The 24,056-nt window shown below is 68.7% G+C and carries 15 protein-coding genes; 7 read left to right on the forward strand and 8 right to left on the reverse strand.

What is annotated here, in order from left to right; all coding sequences use genetic code 11:
- The first annotated feature begins 28 nt into the window (after positions 1-28).
- From JJJ14_RS08895 to JJJ14_RS08915, 5 genes are all read left to right on the forward strand, one after another.
- Positions 29-2,188, forward strand: coding sequence for an alpha-1,4-glucan--maltose-1-phosphate maltosyltransferase (locus JJJ14_RS08895; RefSeq protein WP_330831678.1), 2,160 nt, complete (start codon positions 29-31; stop codon positions 2,186-2,188).
- An 11-nt stretch (positions 2,189-2,199) separates the two neighbouring features.
- Positions 2,200-4,122 carry a maltose alpha-D-glucosyltransferase gene (gene treS / locus JJJ14_RS08900; RefSeq protein WP_201445147.1) on the forward strand — a complete coding sequence of 641 codons (1,923 nt, stop codon included), beginning with the start codon at positions 2,200-2,202 and terminating at the stop codon, positions 4,120-4,122.
- Complete coding sequence (locus JJJ14_RS08905) at positions 4,122-5,729, forward strand: phosphotransferase (protein ID WP_101558549.1); 1,608 nt, start codon at positions 4,122-4,124, stop codon at positions 5,727-5,729. The genes treS and JJJ14_RS08905 overlap by 1 nt, the downstream gene beginning before the upstream one ends.
- Before the next feature lie 88 nt (positions 5,730-5,817).
- Entirely contained in the window at positions 5,818-8,028 is a 2,211-nt protein-coding gene (glgB, locus tag JJJ14_RS08910; RefSeq protein WP_201443911.1) for a 1,4-alpha-glucan branching protein GlgB, read from the forward strand.
- Between the two features lie 1,901 nt (positions 8,029-9,929).
- Positions 9,930-12,296 (forward strand): glycogen/starch/alpha-glucan phosphorylase, encoded by a 2,367-nt coding sequence (locus JJJ14_RS08915; protein ID WP_101558551.1) that lies wholly within the window; start codon positions 9,930-9,932, stop codon positions 12,294-12,296.
- A 101-nt stretch (positions 12,297-12,397) separates the two neighbouring features.
- Here the strand turns inward: JJJ14_RS08915 and JJJ14_RS08920 are convergent, their stop codons facing one another.
- The 3 genes from JJJ14_RS08920 to JJJ14_RS08930 form a co-directional block, all read right to left on the reverse strand.
- Complete coding sequence (locus JJJ14_RS08920) at positions 12,398-13,348, reverse strand: tetratricopeptide repeat protein (RefSeq protein ID WP_201443912.1); 951 nt, start codon at positions 13,346-13,348, stop codon at positions 12,398-12,400.
- A gap of 167 nt (positions 13,349-13,515) precedes the next feature.
- Positions 13,516-14,565 carry a Tat pathway signal protein gene (locus tag JJJ14_RS08925; protein WP_141406736.1) on the reverse strand — a complete coding sequence of 350 codons (1,050 nt, stop codon included), beginning with the start codon at positions 14,563-14,565 and terminating at the stop codon, positions 13,516-13,518.
- Positions 14,562-16,334 (reverse strand): hypothetical protein, encoded by a 1,773-nt coding sequence (locus tag JJJ14_RS08930; RefSeq protein WP_201443913.1) that lies wholly within the window; start codon positions 16,332-16,334, stop codon positions 14,562-14,564. The genes JJJ14_RS08925 and JJJ14_RS08930 overlap by 4 nt, the downstream gene beginning before the upstream one ends.
- A gap of 468 nt (positions 16,335-16,802) precedes the next feature.
- Here JJJ14_RS08930 and JJJ14_RS08935 point away from each other — a divergent pair, with 468 nt between their 5' ends.
- Both JJJ14_RS08935 and JJJ14_RS08940 read left to right on the forward strand, forming a co-directional pair.
- Positions 16,803-18,425, forward strand: a complete 1,623-nt coding sequence (locus JJJ14_RS08935) for a DivIVA domain-containing protein (RefSeq protein WP_201443914.1) — start codon at positions 16,803-16,805, stop codon at positions 18,423-18,425.
- A gap of 9 nt (positions 18,426-18,434) precedes the next feature.
- Positions 18,435-18,926 (forward strand): hypothetical protein, encoded by a 492-nt coding sequence (locus tag JJJ14_RS08940; protein WP_201443915.1) that lies wholly within the window; start codon positions 18,435-18,437, stop codon positions 18,924-18,926.
- Positions 18,927-18,961: 35 nt separating this feature from the next.
- On the opposite strand, the gene JJJ14_RS08945 is transcribed toward JJJ14_RS08940, so the two are convergent.
- From JJJ14_RS08945 to JJJ14_RS08965, 5 genes are all read right to left on the reverse strand, one after another.
- Positions 18,962-19,252 (reverse strand): hypothetical protein, encoded by a 291-nt coding sequence (locus JJJ14_RS08945; protein ID WP_236592786.1) that lies wholly within the window; start codon positions 19,250-19,252, stop codon positions 18,962-18,964.
- Positions 19,253-19,366: 114 nt separating this feature from the next.
- A complete protein-coding gene (locus JJJ14_RS08950; protein ID WP_010613440.1) occupies positions 19,367-20,221 on the reverse strand; it encodes a carbohydrate ABC transporter permease in 855 nt (284 codons plus the stop codon).
- 6 nt (positions 20,222-20,227) lie between these two features.
- Positions 20,228-21,157: a carbohydrate ABC transporter permease gene (locus tag JJJ14_RS08955; protein WP_009747956.1), complete on the reverse strand. Its 930-nt coding sequence runs from the start codon at positions 21,155-21,157 to the stop codon at positions 20,228-20,230.
- A 143-nt stretch (positions 21,158-21,300) separates the two neighbouring features.
- Positions 21,301-22,620, reverse strand: coding sequence for an ABC transporter substrate-binding protein (locus JJJ14_RS08960; protein ID WP_009407007.1), 1,320 nt, complete (start codon positions 22,618-22,620; stop codon positions 21,301-21,303).
- Positions 22,621-23,006: 386 nt separating this feature from the next.
- Positions 23,007-23,993, reverse strand: a complete 987-nt coding sequence (locus JJJ14_RS08965; protein WP_075373778.1) for a malate dehydrogenase — start codon at positions 23,991-23,993, stop codon at positions 23,007-23,009.
- Between the last annotated feature and the right edge of the window lie 63 nt (positions 23,994-24,056).

A 24,056-nucleotide genomic window follows, 5' to 3' on the forward strand; every position in this document is an offset into this window, starting at 1 on the left:
GGTCGTTTCTCACCGTACTCTTGATCCTGTGACTCCGAACACGACGCCGAAGGCCGGCAAGAAGCAGTCCACCCGTCCCTCCAAGTCCTCTGCCGCTCCCACCGACGCACCCGCTCAGGGCACCGGGACGCAGACCGCGCCGTCGGGGTCGTCCGCAGCCTGCGCGGCGCCGCAGCCGGCCCCGTTCTCGCTGATCGGCCGGATCCCGGTCACCGAGGTCTTCCCCGTCGTCGAGGACGGGCGCTGGCCGGCCAAGGCCGTCGTCGGCGAGGTCATTCCGATCCGCGCCACCGTCTTCCGCGAGGGGCACGACCGCTACGGCGCCACCGCGGTCCTGGTACGTCCTGACGGCAGCGACGGCCCCAGCGCCCGCATGCACGACATCGCCCCGGGGCTGGACCGCTATGAGGCCTCCGTGGCGCCCGACGCCCCCGGGGACTGGCGCTTGCGCGTCGAGGGCTGGTCGGACCCGTACGCCACCTGGAGCCACGACGCCGGCATCAAGGTTCCCGCCGGCATCGACGTCGAGCTCATGCTGGAGGAGGGCGCCCGCGTCCTGGACCGGGCGGTGGCCGTTGAGGGGCGCGATGAGGAGGGCGTCAAGGCCCTCAACGACGCCGTGTGGATCATGCGCGACCCCTCCAACCCCGTGGCCGACCGCCTGGCTGCGGGCATGTCGGACTCGGTCCAGGCCGCCCTGGAGCGCTTGCCGCTGCGCGACCACGTCTCGCCCTCCGCCGAGTACCCCCTCCAGGTGGACCGCGAGCGCGCCCTGACCGGCTCCTGGTATGAGATCTTCCCGCGCTCGCTGGGCTCGGGGGCCGATGAGGACGGCACCTGGCACTCGGGGACGCTGCGCAGCGCAACCGAGCGGCTGGACCGCATCGCGGCCATGGGCTTCGACGTCCTCTACCTCACGCCCATCTCCCCCATCGGCCTGACCAACCGCAAGGGCCGCAACAACACCCTGACGGCGCGTCCCGGCGACCCCGGCTCCCCTTACGGCATCGGCTCCCCCGACGGCGGCCACGACGCCATCCACCCCGACCTGGGCACCTTCGAGGACTTCGATGCCCTGGTGGCGCGCTCGCGCGAGCTGGGCATGGAGGTGGCCCTGGACCTGGCGCTCCAGTGCTCCCCGGACCACCCGTGGGTGACCGAGCACCCCGAGTGGTTCACGGTCCTGGCCGACGGCTCGATCGCCTACGCCGAGAACCCGCCTAAGAAGTACCAGGACATCTACCCGCTCAACTTCGACAACGACCCCGAGGGCATCTACCAGGCGATCCTGGAGGTCGTGCGCACCTGGATCGCGCACGGGGTGACGATCTTCCGGGTGGACAACCCCCACACCAAGCCCCTGCCCTTCTGGCAGCGGCTCATCGCCGAGATCCACACCGAGTCCCCCGAGGTGCTGTTCCTGGCCGAGGCCTTCACCCGCCCCGCCATGATGCGCACCCTGGGCATGATCGGCTTCCACCAGTCCTACACCTACTTCGCCTGGCGCAACACCAAGGACGAGCTCATCGAGTACATGATGGAGCTCAGCAAGGACACCGCCCACCTGCTGCGCCCGGCCTTCTGGCCCACGACGCACGACATCCTCACCCCCTTCATGACCAACGGGAAGGTGCCGGCCTTCAAGCTGCGCGCCGTCCTGGCGGCCACGCTCAGCCCGACCTGGGGCATCTACTCGGGCTACGAGCTGGCCGAGTCCACACCGCGCCCGGGCTATGAGGAGCAGATCGACAACGAGAAGTACGAGTACAAGCCGCGTGACTTCGCCGCCGCTCGCCGCAACGGCATCGAGGACCTCCTCACACGTCTCAACGCCGCCCGGGCCGCTCACCCGGCGCTGCGCCAGCTGCGGGACATCTACTTCCACCCCACCAGCGACGACCAGATCCTCGCCTACTCCAAGCGGGTGGACGCCTTCCACAGCCCCACGGGCAGGGACGACGTCGTCCTGACGGTGGTCAACCTCGACCCGCACGGGGCGAGGGCCGGCGAGGTCTACCTCAACCTGGAGGCCCTGGGCCTGCCGGGCTGGGTGGACGCCTCGCACCCGGTGGTGCGGGTGACCGACGCGCTCACCGGAGACTCCTACGAGTGGTCGGGGCAGAACTATGTGCGCCTCGACCCCTTCGCCGGGCAGGTCGCCCACGTCTTCTCCGTGGAGCCGCTGTGAGCACCGATCCGATGAGTACTGCCCAGGTGCCCCCCGGCAGCGAGACTCCAACCGCGGCGCCGGGGGGAGCCTTCGGCCCGCCCGCGGCGGGCGTGCCCGTCACGGCGCCCGTGGCGGCCCAGATGTCGGCGATCCCCACCCCCAGCAGCGGGATCCCCATGCCGCTGGCGGTGGCCCCACCGATCCCCGGGGTGCCGGCCCTACCTGCCCAGGCCCGCCCCGGCCTGAGCCCGGACCCCGAGTGGTTCCGCACGGCGGTCTTCTACGAGGCGCTGCTGCGCTCCTTCGCCGACTCCGACGGCGACGGCATCGGAGACCTGCGCGGGCTCATCTCCCGCCTGGACTACCTGGCGTGGCTGGGCGTGGACTGCGTGTGGATCCCGCCCTTCTACCCCTCGCCCGTGCGCGACGGCGGCTACGACATCTCCGACTACACGGCCATCGACCCGCGCTACGGGACGATGGAGGACTTCCGCGAGCTGGTCCACCAGGCCCATCAGCGCGGGATCCGCATCATCATCGACATGGTCGTCAACCACACCTCGGACGCCCACCCCTGGTTCCAGGCCTCCCGCTCGGACCCCGAGGGCCCTTACGGGGACTTCTACGTGTGGGCCGACGACGACTCCGGCTACGACGACGCCCGCATCATCTTCGTGGACACCGAGGAGTCCAACTGGGCCTACGACGTCGAGCGCGGCCAGTTCTACTGGCACCGCTTCTTCTCCCACCAGCCCGACCTCAACTACCGCAACCCGGCGGTCATCGAGGCGATCCACGACGTCATCCGCTTCTGGGCGCGCACCGGGGTGGACGGCTTCCGCCTCGACGCCATCCCCTACCTGACCGAGTCGGAGGGCACCAACTGCGAGAACCTGGCCGGCACCCACGAGATCATCGCCGGGATCCGTCAGATGCTCGACCGGGAGTTCCCCGGGACCATCACGCTGGCCGAGGCCAACCAGTGGCCCGAGGACGTCGTGGAGTACTTCGGCACCGAGGAGGCGCCCGAGTGCACCATGTGCTTCCACTTCCCGGTCATGCCGCGCATCTTCTACGCACTGCGGCAGGGCTCGGCCTCGGCCATCCGCTGGGTGCTGGAGAAGACCCCCGACATCCCCGCCCACGGGCAGTGGGGGACCTTCCTGCGCAACCACGATGAGCTGACCCTGGAGATGGTCACCGACGCCGAGCGCGACCAGATGTACGCCTGGTACGCCCCCGAGGAGCGCATGCGCGCCAACATCGGGATCCGGCGCCGCCTGGCCCCGCTCCTGGACGCCTCGCGCGCCGAGGTGGAACTGGCCTACGCCCTGCTCCTGTCGCTGCCGGGCAGCCCCTGTCTCTACTACGGCGACGAGATCGGCATGGGAGAGAACATCTGGCTGGAGGACCGCGACGCCGTGCGCACCCCCATGCAGTGGGACGACTCCCCCAACATGGGCTTCTCCTCAGTGGTCGACCCGGGCGCCCTGACGCTTCCGCTCATCCAGGCCCCCGGCTACGCGCACCTGACGGTGGCCACCGAGATGGCCCGGCCCGACTCGCTGCTGCAGTTCACCCGGCGGATCCTGCACCTGCGCCGCGCCCACCCCGTCCTGGGACGCGGGAGCTTCCTCCTGCGCTCCACCAGCGATGACGCCGTCCTGGCGCACACGCGCTGCGACGAGGCGCCGGTGGAGGGGGCAGAGACCCTCCTGTGCGTCGCCAACCTCTCGGCCACCCCCCGGTCGATGACGATCGAGGTTCCCGAGCTGGCTGGCAGGGGCACCACGGACCTGTTCGGGGGCTGTGCCTTCCCGCCCGTTGACGAGCGCGGCCGCCTCACCCTGACGCTGGGAGCGCGCGGATACTACTGGCTGTCCATTGACCGGACTGAGCCCGACGACGCCCCCCAGGACGACCACGACAACCACCCGACCGAGGAAGTCTGATGCCAAACGAACCGATCTCCGCCGCACCGCAGCCCGCCACCGTGCCAGCACACTCCCTGCGCAGCACCCAGGCCCCGTCGACCTGGCCCACCAATGCCGAGATCCTCGCTGCGCTAGAACCGTGGATGCTCCAACGGCGCTGGTTCCCGCTCAAGGGGGACGCCGCTCCGCCCCTGGGCTCCCTGCGCGTGATCGCCTCCTGGGAGCCGGAGGAGGGGGTGCGAGACCTCGTCATCGCCGCCCTACGGGGCAACCAGGCCGAGACCGGTCACCGCGACGGGATGGTGCTGCTGCACGTGCCAGTGGTCCTGGAGTCCGCCGAGGCGCTCGACTCCTTCGCCACCCCCGGTGAGGCACCCGGCAACCACGGCCTGCTGGTGACCACCGACTCTCAGGGGTCACCCACGCAGGTGGCGCTCGTCGACGGCGCCCACCACCCGGCCTTCTGGCGGGCCTGGGCCCTGAGCACGCTGAAGGCGGGCACCGTCCTGAGCGAGGCCGGAGCCCTGGCCATCGCCCAGCGGGCGCCGAGGCTGCGGGTAACCACCGGGGAGCAGTCCAACACCTCCGTCATCCTGCCGGCCCCCTCCGACCCCGCCGAGGCTCTTGGGGAGCAGGACGCCGCCACCGGCGACCTCATCGTCAAGCTCCTGCGGGTCCTGGAGCACGGGCGCAATCCCGACGTGGAGCTGTCGGTGGCCCTGGCCCGCAGCGGCTGGGACCGGGTGCCCACGCCGGTGGCCTGGTCCACCATGACCTGGACGCGCATGGGCGGCTGCGGCCAGCCCGCCCTGGAGGAGTCCACCGACTCGGCCGTGGCCTGCAGCTTCGTCCCCCGCGCCGATGACGGCTTCGAGCTGTTCTGCTCACTGGCCTCCACCGACGACGTCGACGGACCGGTGCGGGCCCGGGCCGTGGAGCTGGCCCGGGATCTGGGACGCACGACCGCGCAGATGCACCACCACCTGGCCGCCTCCCTGGGCACGAGCCGACCGCCAACGCCGACCGAGCTCGCCGCCTCCCTGCGCAAGCGCGCCCGGTGGGCGCTGGAGGAGGTGCCCGAGCTCTCCGGGCACATCCGAGCCCTGGAGCTCAAGGTGGAGCAGACCATGGAGCGGCTCGAGGCGCTCGAGGCCCTGGAGCCGGCCACCCGCATCCACGGCGACTACCACCTGGGGCAGGTGCTTCACGAGATCGGCGGCCAGCAGCGCTGGTACGTCCTGGACTTCGAGGGCGAGCCCCTGCGCCCCCTGGCCCAGCGCTCCGACCCCGACCTGCCGGCCCGGGACGTGGCCGGCATGCTGCGCTCCTTCGACTACGCCGCCGCCGTGGGCAAGGCACCCCACCCCGACTGGCTCCCCGCCGTGCGCTCCGCCTTCGAGGAGGGCTACCGCCTGGGACGCCAGGAGACCGGCTCGCTCACCCCGTCGCCAGCGGCATCCGGCGACCAGGAGCAGGCCGAGGCCTCGTACCAGACGGTCCTGACCTGCCTGGAGCTGGACAAGGCCCTCTACGAGGCCGTCTACGAGGCCCGTAACCGTCCCGACTGGCTGGGCATCCCCCTGGCGGGGATCGAGTCGGTCCTGTCCAAGCACGCGGAGGGCTGAGCACACGACGATCCTCCATTCCCCTCATCCCCATCGGTCCGACGTCCAAAAGCACCCGTTAATCACCAACGCATGGAAGAGTTGCTGTATGAGCGCCAACACACCTGAGAAGGACCTCGCCCCTGTCCCTGTGGACCCCTGGATTCTGGCTGACGTCGCCTACGCGCGCTATCACGACCCGCACGAGGTCCTGGGCGCCCACGTCGGCGAGAACGGAGTCACCATCCGCACCGTCCGTCACCTGGCCGACGACGTCGTCGTCGTCACCAAGGACGGCACCCACCCGGCCACTCATGAGCAGGACGGCGTGTGGGTGGCAGTCCTGCCCGGCCAGGAGATCCCCGACTACCGCATCAAGGTCACCTACGGCGACGAGACCACCACCGTCGACGACCCCTACCGCTACATGCCGACCCTGGGTGAGATGGACACCTACCTCATCTCCGAGGGCCGCCACGAGGAGCTGTGGGAGGTCCTGGGCGCCCACGTCAAGCGCTACGACGGCCCCATGGGTGAGGTCGAGGGAACCGCCTTCGCCGTGTGGGCCCCCAACGCCCGCGCCGTGCGCGTCGTCGGCGACTTCAACTACTGGGACGGCACCGCCACCGCCATGCGCTCCCTGGGCTCATCGGGAGTGTGGGAGCTGTTCGTTCCGGGCGTCGGCGTCGGTGCGCGATACAAGTTCGAGCTCTGCTTCGCCGACGGCTCCTGGCACCAGAAGGCCGACCCGATGGCCCGCGCCACCGAGGTCCCCCCGGCCACCGCCTCGGTGGTCACCGACCAGTTCCACCAGTGGGAGGACCAGGAGTGGATGGCCAAGCGCGCCACCACCGACCCCCACAGCGGGCCGATGAGCATCTACGAGGTCCACGTCGGCTCGTGGCGCCAGGGACTGGGCTTCCGCGGCCTGGCCGAGGAGCTGGTCCCCTACGTCAAGGAGGCCGGCTTCACCCACGTGGAGTTCCTGCCGGTGGCCGAGCACCCCTTCGGCGGCTCCTGGGGCTACCAGGTCACCAGCTACTACGCACCCACCTCGCGCTTCGGCACCCCGGACGACTTCCGCTACCTGGTGGACCAGCTCCACCAGGCCGGCATCGGCGTCATTCTGGACTGGGTGCCGGCCCACTTCCCCAAGGACGAGTGGGCCCTGGCCCGCTTCGACGGCACCCCCCTGTACGAGGACCCCGACCCGCAGCGCGGCGAGCACCCCGACTGGGGCACCTACGTGTTCAACTTCGGACGCAACGAGGTGCGCAACTTCCTGGTCGCCAACGCCCTGTACTGGCTCCAGGAGTTCCACGCCGACGGTCTGCGCGTCGACGCCGTGGCCTCCATGCTCTACCTGGACTACTCGCGCCAGGACGGCCAGTGGCATCCCAACCAGTTCGGCGGCCGCGAGAACCTGGAGGCCATCAGCTTCCTGCAGGAGGCCACCGCCACCGCCTACCGCAAGAACCCCGGCATCATCATGGCCGCCGAGGAGTCCACGGCGTGGCCGGGCGTCACCGCCCCCACCGAGTACGGCGGCCTGGGCTTCGGACTGAAGTGGAACATGGGGTGGATGAACGACACCCTGCGCTACCTGGCGGAGGACCCCGTCAACCGCCGCTACCACCACGGTGAGCTGACCTTCTCCCTCGTCTACGCCTTCTCCGAGCAGTTCATCCTGCCGCTGAGCCACGATGAGGTCGTCCACGGCAAGGGCTCCCTGCTGTCCAAGATGCCCGGCGACCCCTGGCAGGAGCTGGCGGGCCTGCGCGCCCTGTACGCCTACCAGTGGTCCCACCCCGGCAAGCAGCTGCTGTTCATGGGCCAGGAGTTCGGTCAGGGGACCGAGTGGAACGCCGATACCTCCCTGGACTGGTGGATCCTGGAAGATCCCGGTCACCAGGGGCTGCTCGCCCTGGTCAGCGACCTCAACCGCCTCTACCTGAGCTCGCCGGCCCTGTGGTCGGAGGACTTCTCCCACCGAGGATTCGAGTGGATCGAGGCCGGCGACGGCGACCACAACGTCCTGTCCTACCTTCGCAAGGGGACCGACGCCGAAGGGCGGGCCGACCTGATGGTCTGCATCATCAACTTCGCCGGCACCCCGCATGAGGGCTACCGGGTGGGCCTGCCCTTCGCCGGGGACTGGGAGGAGGTCCTCAACACCGACTCCGAGGAGTACGGCGGCTCCGGCGTGGGCAACCTGGGCCGGGTCGAGGCCGAGGACCTGCCCTGGAACGGGCGCCCGGCCTCGGTGCGCCTGCGGGTCCCCCCGATGGGAGCGGTCTTCCTGCGCCCGAGCCGGGACTGAGCCGCAACTGGACCTGCACCCGCCGGGCATCGGCGGTTGCACGCAGACCTAGAGCCAGGGGCCGATGGCGCTTCGCGCGCCATCGGCCCCCCTCCCAGCTGTGGCAACGGGAGCGCCCCATATGATGGGCCAGCAGTTTGCTTGATAATTCCTTAAAAACCAGATAATGACATCAGTTTATTCTCAGGGAAGGTCCAGAGAATTATCCCGATTTACTCCGTTACATTCATGTATATAATAAATGTTCGACATGCACGGCCTCAGTCTGACTGACGCCAGTTTATTTTCGTGCGCAGCAGCACCAATCGGGGCTCCCTGCAACAACGAAGCAGCATCAAGACTCATGGCACAGCAGCAACCCCATCGCATATCGAACAATATTCGCCCACACTGAGTATCTTACGATCGATTCCTCTTGGGGCGGAAGGACAACAGCCGAGAATCAACGATGACAGGGAAGGCAAGACCCATGAAACCAGGACGACTCCTCGTGACACTCGCCGCAACCGTCACGCTATCCATTTCAACCGCAGGCGCCGCTGTTGCATCCCCGCCAGACTCGCCCCCATCAAGTTCGCAGGCACGATCCAGTACAGTCACCACTGGGTGCGCCGCAGAACAACAGGGGAAAAAAACTGCGACTGTTCGCAACGAAACAGATCCATCTGTCGCCAGCAGAGCGAAGTTGCAGGCCGAACAGGCCCTTGACTCTGGAACCGCCAACATCCACACCTCACGAGAAGCAGTGGATACCGACAACGCAACTGTTCTTCGTGTCACCACAGAAGACAAAACTTACAGTGCCGTAACCTTCCCCCTCAAAGGAAACGGATTGAGCTTGACGAGCAACACAACCATCGTCTTGTCCCCAGATGGCGCACCAGCCACTTACTCCGAGACCCACCTCACCCACAATGCCGCAAATCATTTCCAAATGACATCATACACGGACGGGGAACTAGTCAAGGATTCTGACACGGGTCATGAATTCGTCGGGGACGATGTCCTGCAGCAACAACTCGACGAAACTCGAGCCGCCATCGCGAAGCAAAAATCCGCCCCCGACCAAGCTGTGCCCGTAGGCGCGGGAGCTGTCGCCGCATGCCTGGGCGCCGTCCTCGGAATCGGAGGAGGTGCCGCCTGGGCGATCACGTCATTATGCGGGGGCTCATGCGCTGGCGCTGCAACCGGCGTCGGAGCAGCCATATGCGCCGCATGCATCGGCGGCATCGCAACTCTTGGGGCAGGAGCAATCTCAGGCGCCGTGACATGCTTTGGGTACCTGTAATGTCCCAGAGCACATCTACCTCGCCGCACGGACGGAATGCTCAGCTGGCTTTCGCGATATCAGTTCTGTGCTTCAGTGCCACCGCCACGATCGCCGTACTCAGCGTACCATTCAGCATAAACTTGTACGGCGTGAAGGGATTATGGATGCCGACACTGCTCCTCATTCCGATGACGCTTCAGGGATTGTCTTTGTTTTTCCTCAAGCGCGTCGCGAGCACAGCGATCACTGATTGAATCCACAAACGGCACACAACAGTTCATCCGCCCCTCAAGAGGTGTGCGATGAGAGCAGCCTGGGGCCCTCGATGCATCGAGGGCCCCAGTACTGACCAGCGTGGCCCCACTCCGACCAACCCGCGGCGTAACGAAGCGCATGCCCTGCAACCAACCATCTCCTGCACCCGGAAACCCGCATGACGGATCTGCGGCATTCGTCCTACGCGTATCGCAGGCCGAGCCGGTAGTCTGGGTGCGTCTCGCACAGGCGCGCGGCCTCCGGAGCCCTGTTCCCTTGCGCGCTCCGGTCGGCCCGGCCCCGTCGATGTACGATGTTTCAGTCCGCTGCAAGGCTCTTGCAGTCGGCGACCACGATGCCTGACAAGGGAAGAAGAATGACACAGAAGCTGGTCACGAGCGCCCCCGCGCAGGTGCGCGCCGTATCCGGTCGCCCCGCCTCCGCAGCCACCCTCATGGAGGTCTGGCAGGGCCTGTCCGCCGCCGTCGTCGACACCATCGCGGACGACTGGTACGCCACCGAGCAGAAGTACAGCGCCGGGCGCCAGGAGCACTACTTCTCCGCCGAGTTCCTCATGGGGCGCGCCCTGCTCAACAACCTCTCCAACCTGGGGATGATCGATGAGGCGCGCGAGTCCGTCGGCTCCTTCGGCGTCAGCCTCAGCGACGTCCTGGAGCAGGAGCCCGACGCCGCCCTGGGCAACGGCGGTCTGGGCCGCCTGGCCGCCTGCTTCCTCGACTCCTGCGCCACCCTCGACCTGCCGGTCAACGGCTTCGGCATCCTCTACCGCTACGGGCTGTTCAAGCAGCTCTTCGAGGACGGCTTCCAGACCGAGCACCCCGACCCCTGGATGGAGGAGGGCTACCCCTTCGTCATCCGCCACGAGGAGGCCCAGCGCCTGGTCCACTACCAGGACATGACCGTGCGCGCCATCCCCTACGACATGCCCATCACCGGCTACGGCACCAAGAACGTGGGGACTCTGCGCCTGTGGAAGGCCGAGCCGCTCGAGGAGTTCGACTACGACGCCTTCAACTCCCAGCGATTCACCGAGGCCATCGTCGAGCGCGAGCGCACCTCGGACATCTCCCGTGTCCTCTACCCCAACGACACCACCTACGAGGGCAAGGTCCTGCGGGTGCGCCAGCAGTACTTCTTCTGCTCGGCCTCCCTGCAGCAGATCGTTGAGAACTACGTCAACCACCACGGTGAGGACCTGACCGGCTTCGCCGACTACAACGCCATCCAGCTCAACGACACCCACCCGGTGCTCGCCATCCCCGAGCTCATGCGCATCCTCCTGGACGAGCACCACCTGGGCTGGGAGGAGGCCTGGGAGGTGGTCACCAAGACCTTCGCCTACACCAACCACACGGTACTGGCCGAGGCCCTGGAGACCTGGGAGATCTCCATCTTCGACCGCCTCTTCCCGCGCATCACCGAGATCGTCCGCGAGATCGACCGCCGCTTCCGCTTGGAGATGGCCGAGCGAGGCCTGGAGCAGGGCACCATCGACTACATGGCCCCCATCTCCGGGGACAAGGTGCGCATGGCCTGGATCGCCTGCTACGCCTCCTACTCCATCAACGGCGTCGCCGCGCTGCACACCGAGATCATCAAGCGCGAGACCCTGGGCGAGTGGCACGCCATCTGGCCCGAGCGCTTCAACAACAAGACCAACGGCGTCACCCCGCGCCGTTGGCTGCGCCAGTGCAACCCGCGCCTGTCGGCGCTCCTGGACGAGGTCACCGGCTCGGACACCTGGGTCAAGGACCTGTCCGTCCTGGCCGAGCACACCGACTCCGTGGACGAGTCCGTCTACGACCGCCTGGCGGAGATCAAGCACGCCAACAAGGTGGACTTCGCCGCCTGGATCGCCCAGCGCGAGGGGATCGAGATCGACCCGGAGGCCATCTTCGACGTCCAGATCAAGCGCCTCCACGAGTACAAGCGCCAGCTGCTCAACGCCATCTACATCCTGGACCTCTACTTCCGCATGAAGCAGGACCCGAGCCTGCAGGTCCCCAAGCGGGTCTTCATCTTCGGGGCCAAGGCCGCTCCCGGGTACATCCGGGCCAAGGGCGTCATCAAGCTCATCAACGCCATCGCCGACCTGGTCAACAACGACCCCGTGGTCTCCAAGACCATCAAGGTCGTCTTCGTCCACAACTACAACGTCTCCCCGGCCGAGCACATCATCCCGGCCGCCGACGTCTCCGAGCAGATCTCGATGGCCGGTAAGGAGGCCTCGGGTACCTCCAACATGAAGTTCATGATGAACGGAGCCCTGACCCTGGGCACGCTCGACGGCGCCAACGTGGAGATCCTGGAGGCGGTCGGTGACGACAACGCCTACATCTTCGGCGCCACCGAGGACGAGCTGCCCGCCCTGCGTGAGAGCTACGACCCCGTGTGGCACTACGAGAACGTCCCCGGTCTCAAGCGCGTCCTGGACGCCTTCACCGACGGCACCCTGGACGACAACGGCTCGGGCTGGTTCGCCGACCTGCGCCGCAGCCTGCTCGAGGCCTCCTACGAGCCGGCCGACGTCTACTACGTCCTGGGCGACTTCGCCTCCTACCGCGAGACCAAGGACGCCATGGCGGCCGACTACGCCGATGCCCGCGCCTGGCAGCGCAAGGCCTGGGTGAACATCACCCGCTCGGGCCGCTTCTCCTCCGACCGCACCATCAGCGACTACGCCCGCGAGGTCTGGAAGATCGACCCCGAGCCCATCGCCTGATCGTCACGGCATGGGCGAGCGCCCCTCACCGCAACCGGTGAGGGGCGCTCGCTTATGCGCTGGGTGAGCCGAGAACGCCCGGCAGGGCTGTTCGTCGTGGCTCAGTAGAGCATGGTGGCCAGGCGGCGGCGGGCCTGGGCGACCTCTGGGGAGGTGGAGCCGATGACCTCGAAGAGCTCGAGCAGCCGCAGCCGGGCCTCCTCCCGCTCCTCCCCCGTGTGGGTGCGCACGGCCTCCAGCGCCCGGCCGAGCGCGGCGTTGACATCCCCCAGGGCCAGGGCGGCGTCGGCACCGGCCAGAGCGGCGGCCAGATCCGTGGGCGCGGCGTCGGCCGCCGCAAGGAGCTCGTGAGGGTCCTGGCCGTCCAGGCGGGCCATGAGACGCACCTGGTTGCGGGCCACCTTGAGGTCGTCGTCGCCCGGGTTCTGGGCGATGGCGTGGGTGTAGACCTCCTCGGCGGCGGCGAAGTCCCCGGCCTCAATGGCCTCGCGGGCGGCCCGCTCGACCTCGGTCTCCTCAGGCTCTGCCTCAGCAGTGCCGGCGCCGGCTGCGCCATCGACGGAGATGGTGCCGTTGACACCGTTGGCGGCCGCCACCTCCAGCAGCTGGTCGATGACGGAGCGCAGCTGCTCCTGGGGCACCGCCCCCTGGAACATCGGCACCGGCTGGCCCGCGATGAGCGCCACCACCGTGGGGACGGCCTGAGCCTGGAGAGCCTGGGCGACCTCCGGGGCCGTATCCACGTTGACGCGCGCCAGCTGGAAACGGCCGGAGTACTGATCGGCGAGCTCCTCCAGGACCGCGGCGAGGTCGGCACTGGCCTGGCTGCGCGGGCTGTGCAGGACGACGATGACAGGCACCTGGGTGGAGACCTCGGCGACGTCGCGCAGGGTGGAGGCGTCGACGTCGACCACGAGCGGTACCGGCAGACCAGAACCGGCAGCTCCAGTAGGGCGGTCCCCGGTGGCGGGGCTCGGGGTGACGCCGGAAGAGCCGGCCGGCTTGGTGGCGGGGGCGAGACTGGACAGGTCGACGGCGCCGAACATGCTCATAGCAGCTCTGCCTTCCTCGGGCCGCGGCCCGATTGCTTCATGGATCTGGGTCTTTCGGTGTTCGTGAGCGCCGGCGCGGTTGGCAGGCCTCACGCTGCGCTCCGGCCTGGGCGCGCCAGCGGCCCGACTCCGAGCAGTCACGGAGCCGGGCCGGGGACCGGAGGCGGTCAGGACGGCTTGGCCGACGCCGACGCCGTGGGGGCCGGCGTCTTGGAGTCGTCCCGGTCCACCTTCATCAGCGCCGTCTCGGCGCCCAGAACAGTCACCTTCCCGCCGCTTCCCTCCTTGGGGATGGAGAAGGCAACCATGGAGTCGTAGGTGGCGGTCACGGTACCGACGATCTTCTGGTTGCCACCCATGTGGGCGGCAATGTCGCCCTGCAGGGTGAGGTCGGAGCCGTCAACGGTGCGCTTGTAGACCACTGTGAAGGTCAGGGTGGTGAAGACCAGCGCCCCGCCGTCCCCCTCCTCCAGCTGCAGGCCCTGGAACCCGTCCTGTCCGGGGACCGCCGTCACGGTGACCTCACCCAAGTTGCTCAGGTCGGTCTTTCGGGCGTCCTGGACCTTCTGACGCAGGCTGTCGTCGGGGAAGGCCTTGCCGTTCTCGCCGTCGGGGTGGTTGAGCGCATCGACGTAGGAGTCGAGGACCGCCTTGGGGGTGGCGACCAGCCCGGTGGACTCGGCCGTCACCTGCTTGGCGTGCTGGGCCGACTGCTTGGTCAGCACGGGAATGCTCGCCTGCGCGGCGAAACCCTGCACCCAGGCCCACACCTTGAACTGGTCCCGGGCCGAGCCCTGCTCCAGGGAGATGATCGAGACGCTCTTGTCGCTCTCCGAGGCGACGGCTGCGTTGCGGGGGAAGCCGACGGTCTGCCCCACTCCCCCGCCCTGGATCTTGGTGTTCATGGCGTGGATGACGGAGGCATTCCCGCTGGCGGAGGCGGTGGCGTACTCGGCGGCACGGATCCGTGCCGCCGGACCGGACATGACCTCCTTGAGCTTGTCCGCGTTCTTCTCCTTGTCCGCCGCGGCCAGACCGGTCTGGACGCGCTGGAGGATCTCCTCGAGCTGCTTGTCGTTGAGGACGGGCTCGGCGATCGGCGTGCCGGAGGCCACGGTCTCAGCAGTCTTGGGCTGAGACCGCGAGCAGGCGGCCAGGCTCAGGGCGATGGCGGAGGCACCGCCTGCGCTCAGAAAGGCTCGACGGGTGGACATCATGCGCGCTCCTGGTTGTCGGGGTCCGCGGTGGGGTCTGGCTCACTGAGGGGCTCGGCGTCAACGGCCTGGATGACGGCGGGGTCGGCCTGGGGAGGCAGCTCGACGCCGTCGGAGTAGGAGGGCCAGGACACGGTGGTCGACGTCGCAGAGGAGTCCCCGAAACCGCTCGGGGAGAAGGTGGGCCCGTGCGTCGGCTCGACCTCCTGCTCACTCCAGCTCAGGGAGGCGTCGCTCACCTCCGGCTGGGCGAGTCCGGTCGGCATCTGGAGGCCGGGGTCCTGCGGCGGGACCGAGGAGGCCGCGTCCTGGAACTCGGCGGTGTCGGTCTCGAAGGACCGCGCGTCGCTGCCGCTCGCCACGTGGCTGGTGTGGTGCTCCGGCGGCGCGAAGCGGGAGTGGTCCGGGGCGCCGGTGGGCTGCTCTGCGACCTGGTCCACGCCCACGGCCATGTGGCCTGCGCCGGCGGCACCGCCGGCGACATCACTGAGAGCCGGGGGGTTGGAGTAGGCCGACGAGTCGGGGACGTTGGTGGCATCCGAGGTGATGGTGAGCGCCTCGCCGGCCTGGAGGCCCTCCGGCTCCCGGGCGGCCCGGTGCTGCTGGGTGGCGGCCTCGTCAAGACCGGGGACGACCGACGCGCCTCGGGCAAGCCCGGCAACCGCATGGTCGCCTTGCCCTCCGTGGCCCTCGCCGTAGGCGGCAGTGGTTCCGTCACCGAACCCGCTTCCGGGGACCTCACTGAGCCCGGCGGCGGGGCCGTAGTCGTAGCCCTCAGCCGGGAGCGCCTCAGGCGTCTGGGAGGCGGCGGGTGCCTCAACGCCGCCGAGGTAGACGCGCCCGGTGCGCGGGTCGGTCCAGGGCTCGCCCGAGGCCTCGGCGCGCTCCTTGTCCCGCAGCTCTCGCCGGGTCAGCCGTCGGTCGGGATCGTCCACCTGGGGGATGCCCTCGGTGGAGACCGAGTCGGCGTTGGCGATACGGGCCGCCCGCTCGGCCGAACGGGTACGCCGATCGACATTGGCGCGGCGCAGCTGGAGGTCGATGAAGAACAGGAAGGCCCCTACGAGTACGAAGACGCTGCCCAGAACCAGTCCCCCGTAGAAGTACCAGGGGGTCTCCACCTGGCGCTTCCAGCTGACGGTCAGACCGGGAGCCGAGGCCTTGCCGTCGGTCATGGCCATGACGACGATCTGCTCGTCGAGGTTCTTGTGGGGCAGCATGGTGCGGTCGGCGTCCTTGCCGGTGTCGAAGGTGACTGACGAGCCGCCGGTCTTCTCCCCCAGCCAGATGTCGGAGCCCGAGGCGGTCACGCCCTTGGCCTTGCGCTCCGAGCACTTCGAGCCGCCGGCCTGCGCGGAGGCGGAGGGCTGAGCAGAGGGCGCCGCGGAAGGAGCGGGAGCCGCGTTGGCCGGCGGGCAGTACTGGGTCTCGTCCTTGGAGGCAAGGGTCCCGGCGTCGGCGTCGATGCTGGTGATCGCCGTGTAGGGCAGCGCATTGTCAGCGTCGGGGCTCATCCAGGCGTCGAGATCGGCCGCCCTGGCCACGAAGAGGTGGACGTCCTTGCCGTCGGAGGAGCTCGCCGTCACGGTGACGTCGGACTCCGCACCACTGAGAACCCCGGGGGCTGTGATGACGTAGGGCTGAGAAGGGCCGGAGGCGAGCTTCGCCTCGACCTTGGAGCCGGGTTTCCAGATGGTGGCCGAGCAAACGGCCAGGGCGACGAGGACCAGCCCGAGGACGGTCACCACCACGCTCAAGATACGTCGACTCACGACGCGGATCTCCTATGCTCGCGGACACGGTATGGACGACGGCCGGCTCCGTGGAGCCGGGTATCGCTGCGAGCGCTCACCGTGCGCCCGCCTAGGGACCAGAATCGCATGACGGACCCTGCGACCGCACCGACCTCGGCCCAAGATCACAACCTGGCACGCGCTGAGCGAAGCGATATCTCCCGGAATTCCGCCAGCAGAAAGGGTCTCGCCGGCCCCGCGAGCAGCACGATGGTCTCGAAGTGGACACGGAGGAAGACGCGGAGAATCGCGCACGCGAGATCGGAAGTCTCCGGAGAACCCACCAGCGCCTCCATCCGTCACCCCTCCCGGGCGGTCGGGAGCCCCACCACCCCAGACCTTCTGTGCGCATGGTCACACTTTCGTGGTGACCGTCCCGATCACACCCAATCGTTAGGCTTGCCCTGGTGGTGAGCGTCCCCGGCTCGCCAGGAGGAGGAACCCGACGTGGCTGAGGAATACAGCGAGTTTGCCATCACGATGCGCGGCTATGACCGTGCTCAGGTCGACCGGAAGCTGGAGCAGCTCTCGCGCCAGCTGGCCGATGCCCGTCGTGAGGTGGCCAGCCTCGACCAGCGCGCCATGACGCTGGCCGGCGAGCTGGCCGACGCCCAGCGCCGGCTGCGGGAGTCCGACAAGCCGACCTACGCCGGCCTGGGCTCACGGATCGAGCAGCTGCTGCGCAGCGCCGAGGAGCAGAGCGCCTCCGTCCTGTCCAAGGCCAACGCCGAGGCCGACGCCCTGCTGACCCGGACCCGGACCAACGCCAAGAACCTCTCCGAGCGCAGCGCCTCGGAGGCGGCGACCCTGCTGGCCGACGCCCGCCGAGAGGCCAGCGAGCTGCGCTCCCGCTCCCAGGGGGAGGCCTCGACCGCCCTGGCCAACGCCGAGGCCCGCGCCCAGGAGCTGGTCTCCTCCGCCTCGCGCAAGGCCGCCCAGATCTCCGCCGACGCCGAGGCGGCCGTCACCGAGATGCGCGCCAGCGCGGAGCGTGAGTCCGCACTGGTCCTGTCCCAGGCGCGCAAGCAGGCCGCCGAGATCGCCATCACCTCCGAGCGCGACGCCACCGCCAACCGAGAGGCGGCCGCGGCCGAGGCCGACGAGCTGCACAAGACCTCCACGGCGAAGGCCGAGGAGATCCTCTCGGCCGCCAAGCAGGAGGCCGAACTGACCGTCGGCAAGGCCAAGCGCGAGGCCGAGGAGATCCTCACCTCGGCGCGCAACGAGTCCGAGACACTGCGTCGCTCGGCCACCGACGAGGCCGCCGCGGCCCGCTCCGAGGCCACCGAGCTGCGCCAGCAGGCCACCCTGGAGATCGCTGCGGCGCACGAGCAGGCCGCCCAGGAGGACTCCGACGCCCACGAGGCCACCCGCGAGCGCATCCGGGAGATGCAGGAGCAGGCCCAGGTCCAGGCCCAGGAGGCCGAGGAGCGCCTGCAGGAGGCGCTGTCCCGGGCCGAGGAGGTCCGCGCCCGCACCGACGCCGAGGCCCGCAAGCGCCAGGAGGAGGCCGTCAGCCAGGCGGAGGAGACTCTGGCACAGGCCCGTCTCGAGGCCGAGCAGATCATCAGCGACGCCCGCGCCGACGCCGACGTCACCGCCCAGGTGGCCGCCCGCCAGCTCCAGGAGCTCGAGCGCCAGCGCGACTCGGTCGCCGCCTACCTCACCGAGATGCGCGGTGTTCTGGGTGGTGCACTGCCCCAGGCCCCCTCCTTCAGCGACCACGTCGCAGCCCTGCCTCAGGAGCCGAGTCCGGCCGCGGCGCCGGAGCAGACCTCCGCGCAGTCGGCAGAGCCGGCGGCCTCCGGCAGCGCAGGCAGTCCGAGCTCGGCCGGCTCCGGCAGTGCCTCCTCAGCGCCGTCGGCCACCTCGGCGGCCCCTGCGCCGGCCGGCAACAAGGCGGCTGCAGCCTCCGGTGGTGGACAACAGGCGGGCGCGCAGTCGGCCCCGAAGAACGCCCAGAAGGGCGGCACTGGTCGCATCGAGCACGTCCCGGCCCCCGGCAAGAGCTCCAACGCCTCCGGCAACTCCACCAACCGCAACCCCCGCCAAGGCAAAGGACGTCGCTGAGACACCGACGTGACTGCCGACGACGCCGCCCGGTTCGAGACCGAGTCGACCAGCACCCGTGGTTCTGGTGACTGCGACTGGGCGGCGTCGCGTCGTCGTGCGGCCACACAGCGGGCCCGCATGCTTCAGGAGCGCCAGGAGGCCGAGCACGCCCGGGCCGCCCGCATCGTGGGGCTCTTCCTCGAGGTCGCCCGCGAAGAGGGCCTCCAGGACGTTCCTCTGCGGGTGCGTGGCTACGCGGGCGGCAGCGCCCGCACCCCGCTGCGCGGCTGGTACCTGAGGGCCGACGAGACGGTCGGCATCGACACGCAGGGGCGCTACTACGTCCTGTCGATGCCGCTGAGCCTGGCGCAGCGCCTGCGCGGGGTCAGGCCCGAGAGCCAGCCAGTGCCGATGACCATCGGTGAGGGCGGACGCGACGGGGATATCGTGCCGCTGCGCTTCGCGCTGGACCGCCTGCTGCCGGGATGGGAGGAGAGCTCCCCCGAGCCGCTCGTGTGACTCTCAGCCCCGCTGCCTCGCGTCGGCGTCGGGTTCTACCAGAGGCGGCGCTCCCAGCATGAGGTGTGCCAGTGACGTCGCTCCTCAAGGCCCCGGTCCGCCCCGAAGAGGGACTCGTTGCTCCAGGCCACCACGTGCGCGGTGCCGGCCGGAATGACGCGGTGGCAACCAGGACAGGTGTAGGGCTTGTCCCCGCCGCGCAGGTGGCGCACGGTGAAGTCGACGCCGCCCGGGCCGGTCTGGGTACGCGGCACGGAGGCGAGACGGTCCATGCTCAAGGGGATGTGCCCCTGCCCGTAGGGGCGCTTGGATCTGCGACGTGCCATGCCCCGATCACATCACATCCGGCTGCCGTCCCCAAGCCGAGGGCGGCAGCCGGATGTGAGAGCAGGCCGAGAGCAAACGAGGCGTAGGACGCGGGCGAGCGGCCCGGGCCCGTCTCAGCCCTTGACGGAGCCGGCCATGAGGCCGCCGACGAAGTACTTGCCCAGCAGGATGTAGACCGCCAGGGTCGGCACCGAGGCGATGAGCGCACCGGACATGGAGGCCCCGTAGTCGGCCAGGATCGAGCCGTGGGCCAGGTTGTTCAGCGCCAGCGTCACCGGCCCGGACTGCGCCCCGCCGCCGAAGAACAGGGCGAACAGGAAGTCGTTCCAGGCGGAGGTGAACTGCCAGATGAGGACGACGACGAAGCTGGGCACCGAGATCGGCAGGACCACCGAGACGTAGGTGCGCAGCATGCCGGCCCCATCGACCCGGGCGGCCTCAATGAGCTCGTTGGGAATCGTCTCGTAGTAGTTGCGGAAGATGAGCGTCGTGATCGGGATGCCGTAGACGACGTGCATGAGGATCAGCGTGTGGATCCCGAAGCCCAGGTCGGCACTGGTCACCAGGCGCATGAGCGGGATCATGACCGCCTGGTAGGGGATGAACATGCCGAACAGGATGAGGGTGAAGACCACGTTGGCCCCGGGGAAGCGCCACTTGGACAGGACGAAGCCGTTGGCGCTGCCCAGCATCGCGGAGATGATCGAGGAGGGGATGACCAGCGCCAGAGAGCGCAGCAACCCGCCACTGAGCTGGTTCCAGGCGTTGGACCAGTTCTTGGTGACCCAGACCTCGGGCAGGTACCAGGTCCGCGAGGGGTCGGCGTCGGCGGATCCCTTGAAGGAGGTGACCAGCAGGACGTAGACCGGAATGAGGACGAGGACCACCGAGGCCAACAGCAGGATGAAGCGGACGGTCTGGCCCCAGCCGGGGCGGCGCGGGCTGCGCATCGTGAGTGCCTGTGTCATCGCCGCTCACCTCCTGCCCTTGGCGTCGTGGATGAGGTAGGGGATGACGGCGACGGCGACCAGGACCAGCAGGATCGTGCCGACGGCGGCGGCGTTGGAGTAGTCGTTGTCGGTCATGAAGTTGAACATGTCGATGGCCGGGACCTTGGTGGAGTAGGTGCGCTGGTCCGTGATCGACATGATGAGGTCGAAGGACTTCAGGGACATGTGCCCGATGATGATGACGGCACTCAGGGCGATCGGGGTCAGCTGGGGGAAGATGATCGACTTGTAAAGCTGCCACTCGCTGGCGCCGTCGACCCGGGCGGCCTCACGCAGGTCGTCGGGAATGCCTCGGAAGCCGGCCAGGAAGAGCGCCATGACGTATCCGGCCAGCTGCCACACGGCCGGCAGCGCGATGGCCAGGATGCCCCAGGTGGTGTTCTGGGTCCATGAGTTCTCCAGGAACCTCAGGCCGGTCATCTCGAACAGGCGGTTGAGCCCCGAGGCGCTCTCGCCCTGCGCGGAGTTCAGCAGCCACCGCCACACCACGCCCGAGGCCACGAAGGACACGGCCATGGGGAACAGGAAGATGGAGCGGAAGATCCCCTCCCCCTTGATGGGGCGGTCCAGGAGCCAGGCCCACAGGAAGCCGACCACGAGGGTGCCGGCCAGAAAGGTGACGGTGAACAGGATGAGGTTGATGAAGGAGTGGCGGAAGTCCGGGTTGCCGAACAGGGCCGTGAAGTTGCTCAGCCCGACGACGGTGGTCCCCCTGCGGCCGGAGACCTGGCCGGCGGTGTGCATGTCCAGCAGGGAGGTGTTGATGTTGATACCGATCATCCCGTAGACGAAGACGCCGACGAGGATGATCGAGGGCGAGATGAGCAGGAGGCCCGGGCCCCACTGCCTCCAGTTCGCCCGACGGCGCCGCGCGGGGGCGCTCTTGGTGCTCACAAGGTTCTCCTGATGCGTAGGTGGCGGAAGGAATCCGCCTGTCGTGGTGATGAGCTCCGGCCGGATGATCGGCGAGGGGTCGTCCCGGGGACGGGAGCGGACCAGAGCGGGCGCACGGCCCGCCCCCGTCCCCGGGGAACCGGTCAGGAGGCGGCAGCGGCCTTGAGGTCGGCCTGCAGGGCGGCGACGTCGGAGGCGCCCTGGGCGAACTTGGTCAGGGCGTCGTTCATCGCGTTGGTGGCCTTCGACGGAAGGGCCGCGCCGTGAGCGATGGAGGAGACGATCTTGTCCTTGGCGAAGGACTCCATGGCCGAGCGCTGGTACTCGGAGAACTTGCCCTTCTCCTCGTCAGTGAGGTCGGTGCGGGCCGGGATGGAGCCCTTGACCGTGTTGAAGGCGATCTGGCCGTCCTTGGAGGAGATGGTGTTGAGCCAGTTCTTGGCACCACCGGGGTGCTTGGCGCCGTCGGGAAGGGTGAAGGAGTCGGCCAGGAAGTCGAAGACGCCGTCGGTGCCCGGGACCGGGAAGTAGACGTAGTCCTGGCCGGCCTTCTTGCCGGCGGCGTCGAAGCCGGCCACGGCCCAGTCGCCCATGACGTTGAAGGCGGCCTTGCCGTCCATGATGGGCTTCATGGCGGGCTCCCAGTCCTCGGTGTAAAGGGAGGAGTCGGTGAAGCCCACGATGGTCTTGTAGTGCCCCAGCGCCTTGGTGACCTCGGCGCCGCCCCAGTCGGTCTTGCCTGCGAAGAGCCCGTTGTAGGCGTCTACGCCCAGGTCGGCGATGAGGATGGTCTCGAGCAGCTCGAGCTGGGTCCAGGCCATACCCATGGTGATGGGGGTCAGGCCGGCGGCCTTGACCTTCTCCATGTCGGCGATCCAGGCGTCGATGGTGGTGGCGGGCTTGGTCGGGTCGAGCCCGGCGGCCTTGAGCGCGGGCACCGAGGCCCACACGACGTTGGCCCGGTGGATGTTGGAGGGCACGGAGTAGATCTTGCCGTCGGAGTCCTTGAGGCGGTCCATGAGGGTGGCCGGGAAGGCCTCGTTGAGCTTGAACTCCTCGTAGAGGTTGGACACGTCCAGCAGGTAGCCGGCCTCGATGTGGTCCTTGATCTCGGCGCCGGCGTGGGCCTGGTAGGTGTCCGGCGGGTTCTTGGCGGCCAGGTCGGCGGCGAGCTTCTGCTTGGCCTGGCTGCCGGCGCCGCCGGAGACGGCCTTGTTCTCGAACTTCGTCTTGGGGAACTGCTGGTTGAAGACCTTGACCAGGGCATCCAGACCGAGCTTCTCCGAGCCGGCCGACCACCAGGTGACGACGTCGACCTGGCTGGCGTCCCCCTCACCGGCGGCTCCACCGGACTTCGAGCCGGAGCTGCCGGAGGTGGCACAGGCGGCCAGGGTGGCGGCGACTGCAGTGGTTCCCAACCCCGCCAGCACGGCGCGGCGGGAGAGATAGTGGGTGGGACGCATGGGACTGCTCCTTAGAAACGACGGTGTCTCATGACCACGGCACCGTTGCCGCGGGCGGCGAGGCCAGATGTTGTCTAGTCATCTGAACTCGCAAGGAGAGTAGACCTAAACTGAGCGAAACTCAAACATACGTTGCGCGAACAATCATTGTACCGGTCGTGAATGACCGGTCCATACCAGCAGCAGCAATGATTCGTCCGCTGCCCAATCTGCTCCGATGTGTGAAAAAGGGTCCTCGCCGCTCGGGTGAGCGACGAGGACCCGGATGGAAGAGCGGCAGGGCCTTACGGTCCCCCACGCCCCAAGGTGGTCCGTACCAGGAGAGGGTCGGCCCCGGGTCGGCTCTCAGGCCGAGCCCAGGCGCCGAGCCGGAGGGCCCGAAGGGCTCAGATGAGCCCCATGGAGGCCACGGTGTTCTTCTCCTCGACGAGCTCGGCCGCCGAGGCATCGATCTTGGCGCGGGAGAAGTCGTCGATCTCGAGACCCTGGACGATCTTCCACTCCCCATTCTCCGAGGTGCAGGGGAAGGAGGAGATGATGCCCTCGGGCACGCCGTAGGAGCCGTCGGACATGACCGAGGAGGAGGTCCAGGACCCGGAGGTGCCCAGCACCCAGTCGTGCACGTGGTCGATGGCCGCAGAGGCCGCCGAGGCCGCCGAGGAGGCGCCGCGAGCATCGATGATGGCGGCGCCGCGCTTGGCGACGGTCGGGATGAAGTCGTCCTCGACCCAGGCCCGGTCGGCCAGGATGTCGGTGATGGGCGAGCCCTTGACGGTGGCCTGGGTCAGGTCGGGGTACTGAGTGGAGGAGTGGTTGCCCCAGACGGTGACCTTGTCGATGTCGGTGACGTGGCAGCCGGCCTTGGTCGCCAGCTGGGCCAGGGCGCGGTTGTGGTCCAGACGGGTCATGGCCGTGAAGCGCGAGGAGGGGATGTCGGGGGCGTGCGAGGCCGCGATGAGGGCGTTGGTGTTGGCGGGGTTGCCCACGACGAGCACCTTGATGTCCTCGGCGGCACCGGCGTTGAGGGCCTCACCCTGGGGACCGAAGATGCCGCCGTTGGCGGAGAGCAGGTCGGCGCGCTCCATACCGGCCTTGCGGGGCATGGAGCCGACGAGGAAGGCGATGTTGGCGCCCTCGAAGGCGGCCTTGGCGTCGTCGAAGATGTCGACACTGCCCAGGGTCGGGAAGGCGGAGTCGAACAGCTCCATCGCGGTACCCTCAGCGGCCTTGACGGCCGGCGGGATCTCCAGCAGACGGAGGTTGACGCGCTGGTCCGGGCCGAGCAGGGCGCCGGAGGCGATGCGGAACAGCAGGGCGTAGCCGATGTTGCCGGCAGCACCGGTGATGGTGATGTTGACGGGAGCGTTAGCCATCGAGGACTCCTTCGAGACGTGTGTCGTCGCGGGCCGCAGGCGGCAGCCCGGCAGGACAACGCT

The sequence above is a fragment of the Actinomyces sp. HMT 175 genome, from assembly GCF_016694895.1.
In the GTDB taxonomy this organism is placed as follows: domain Bacteria; phylum Actinomycetota; class Actinomycetes; order Actinomycetales; family Actinomycetaceae; genus Actinomyces; species Actinomyces oris.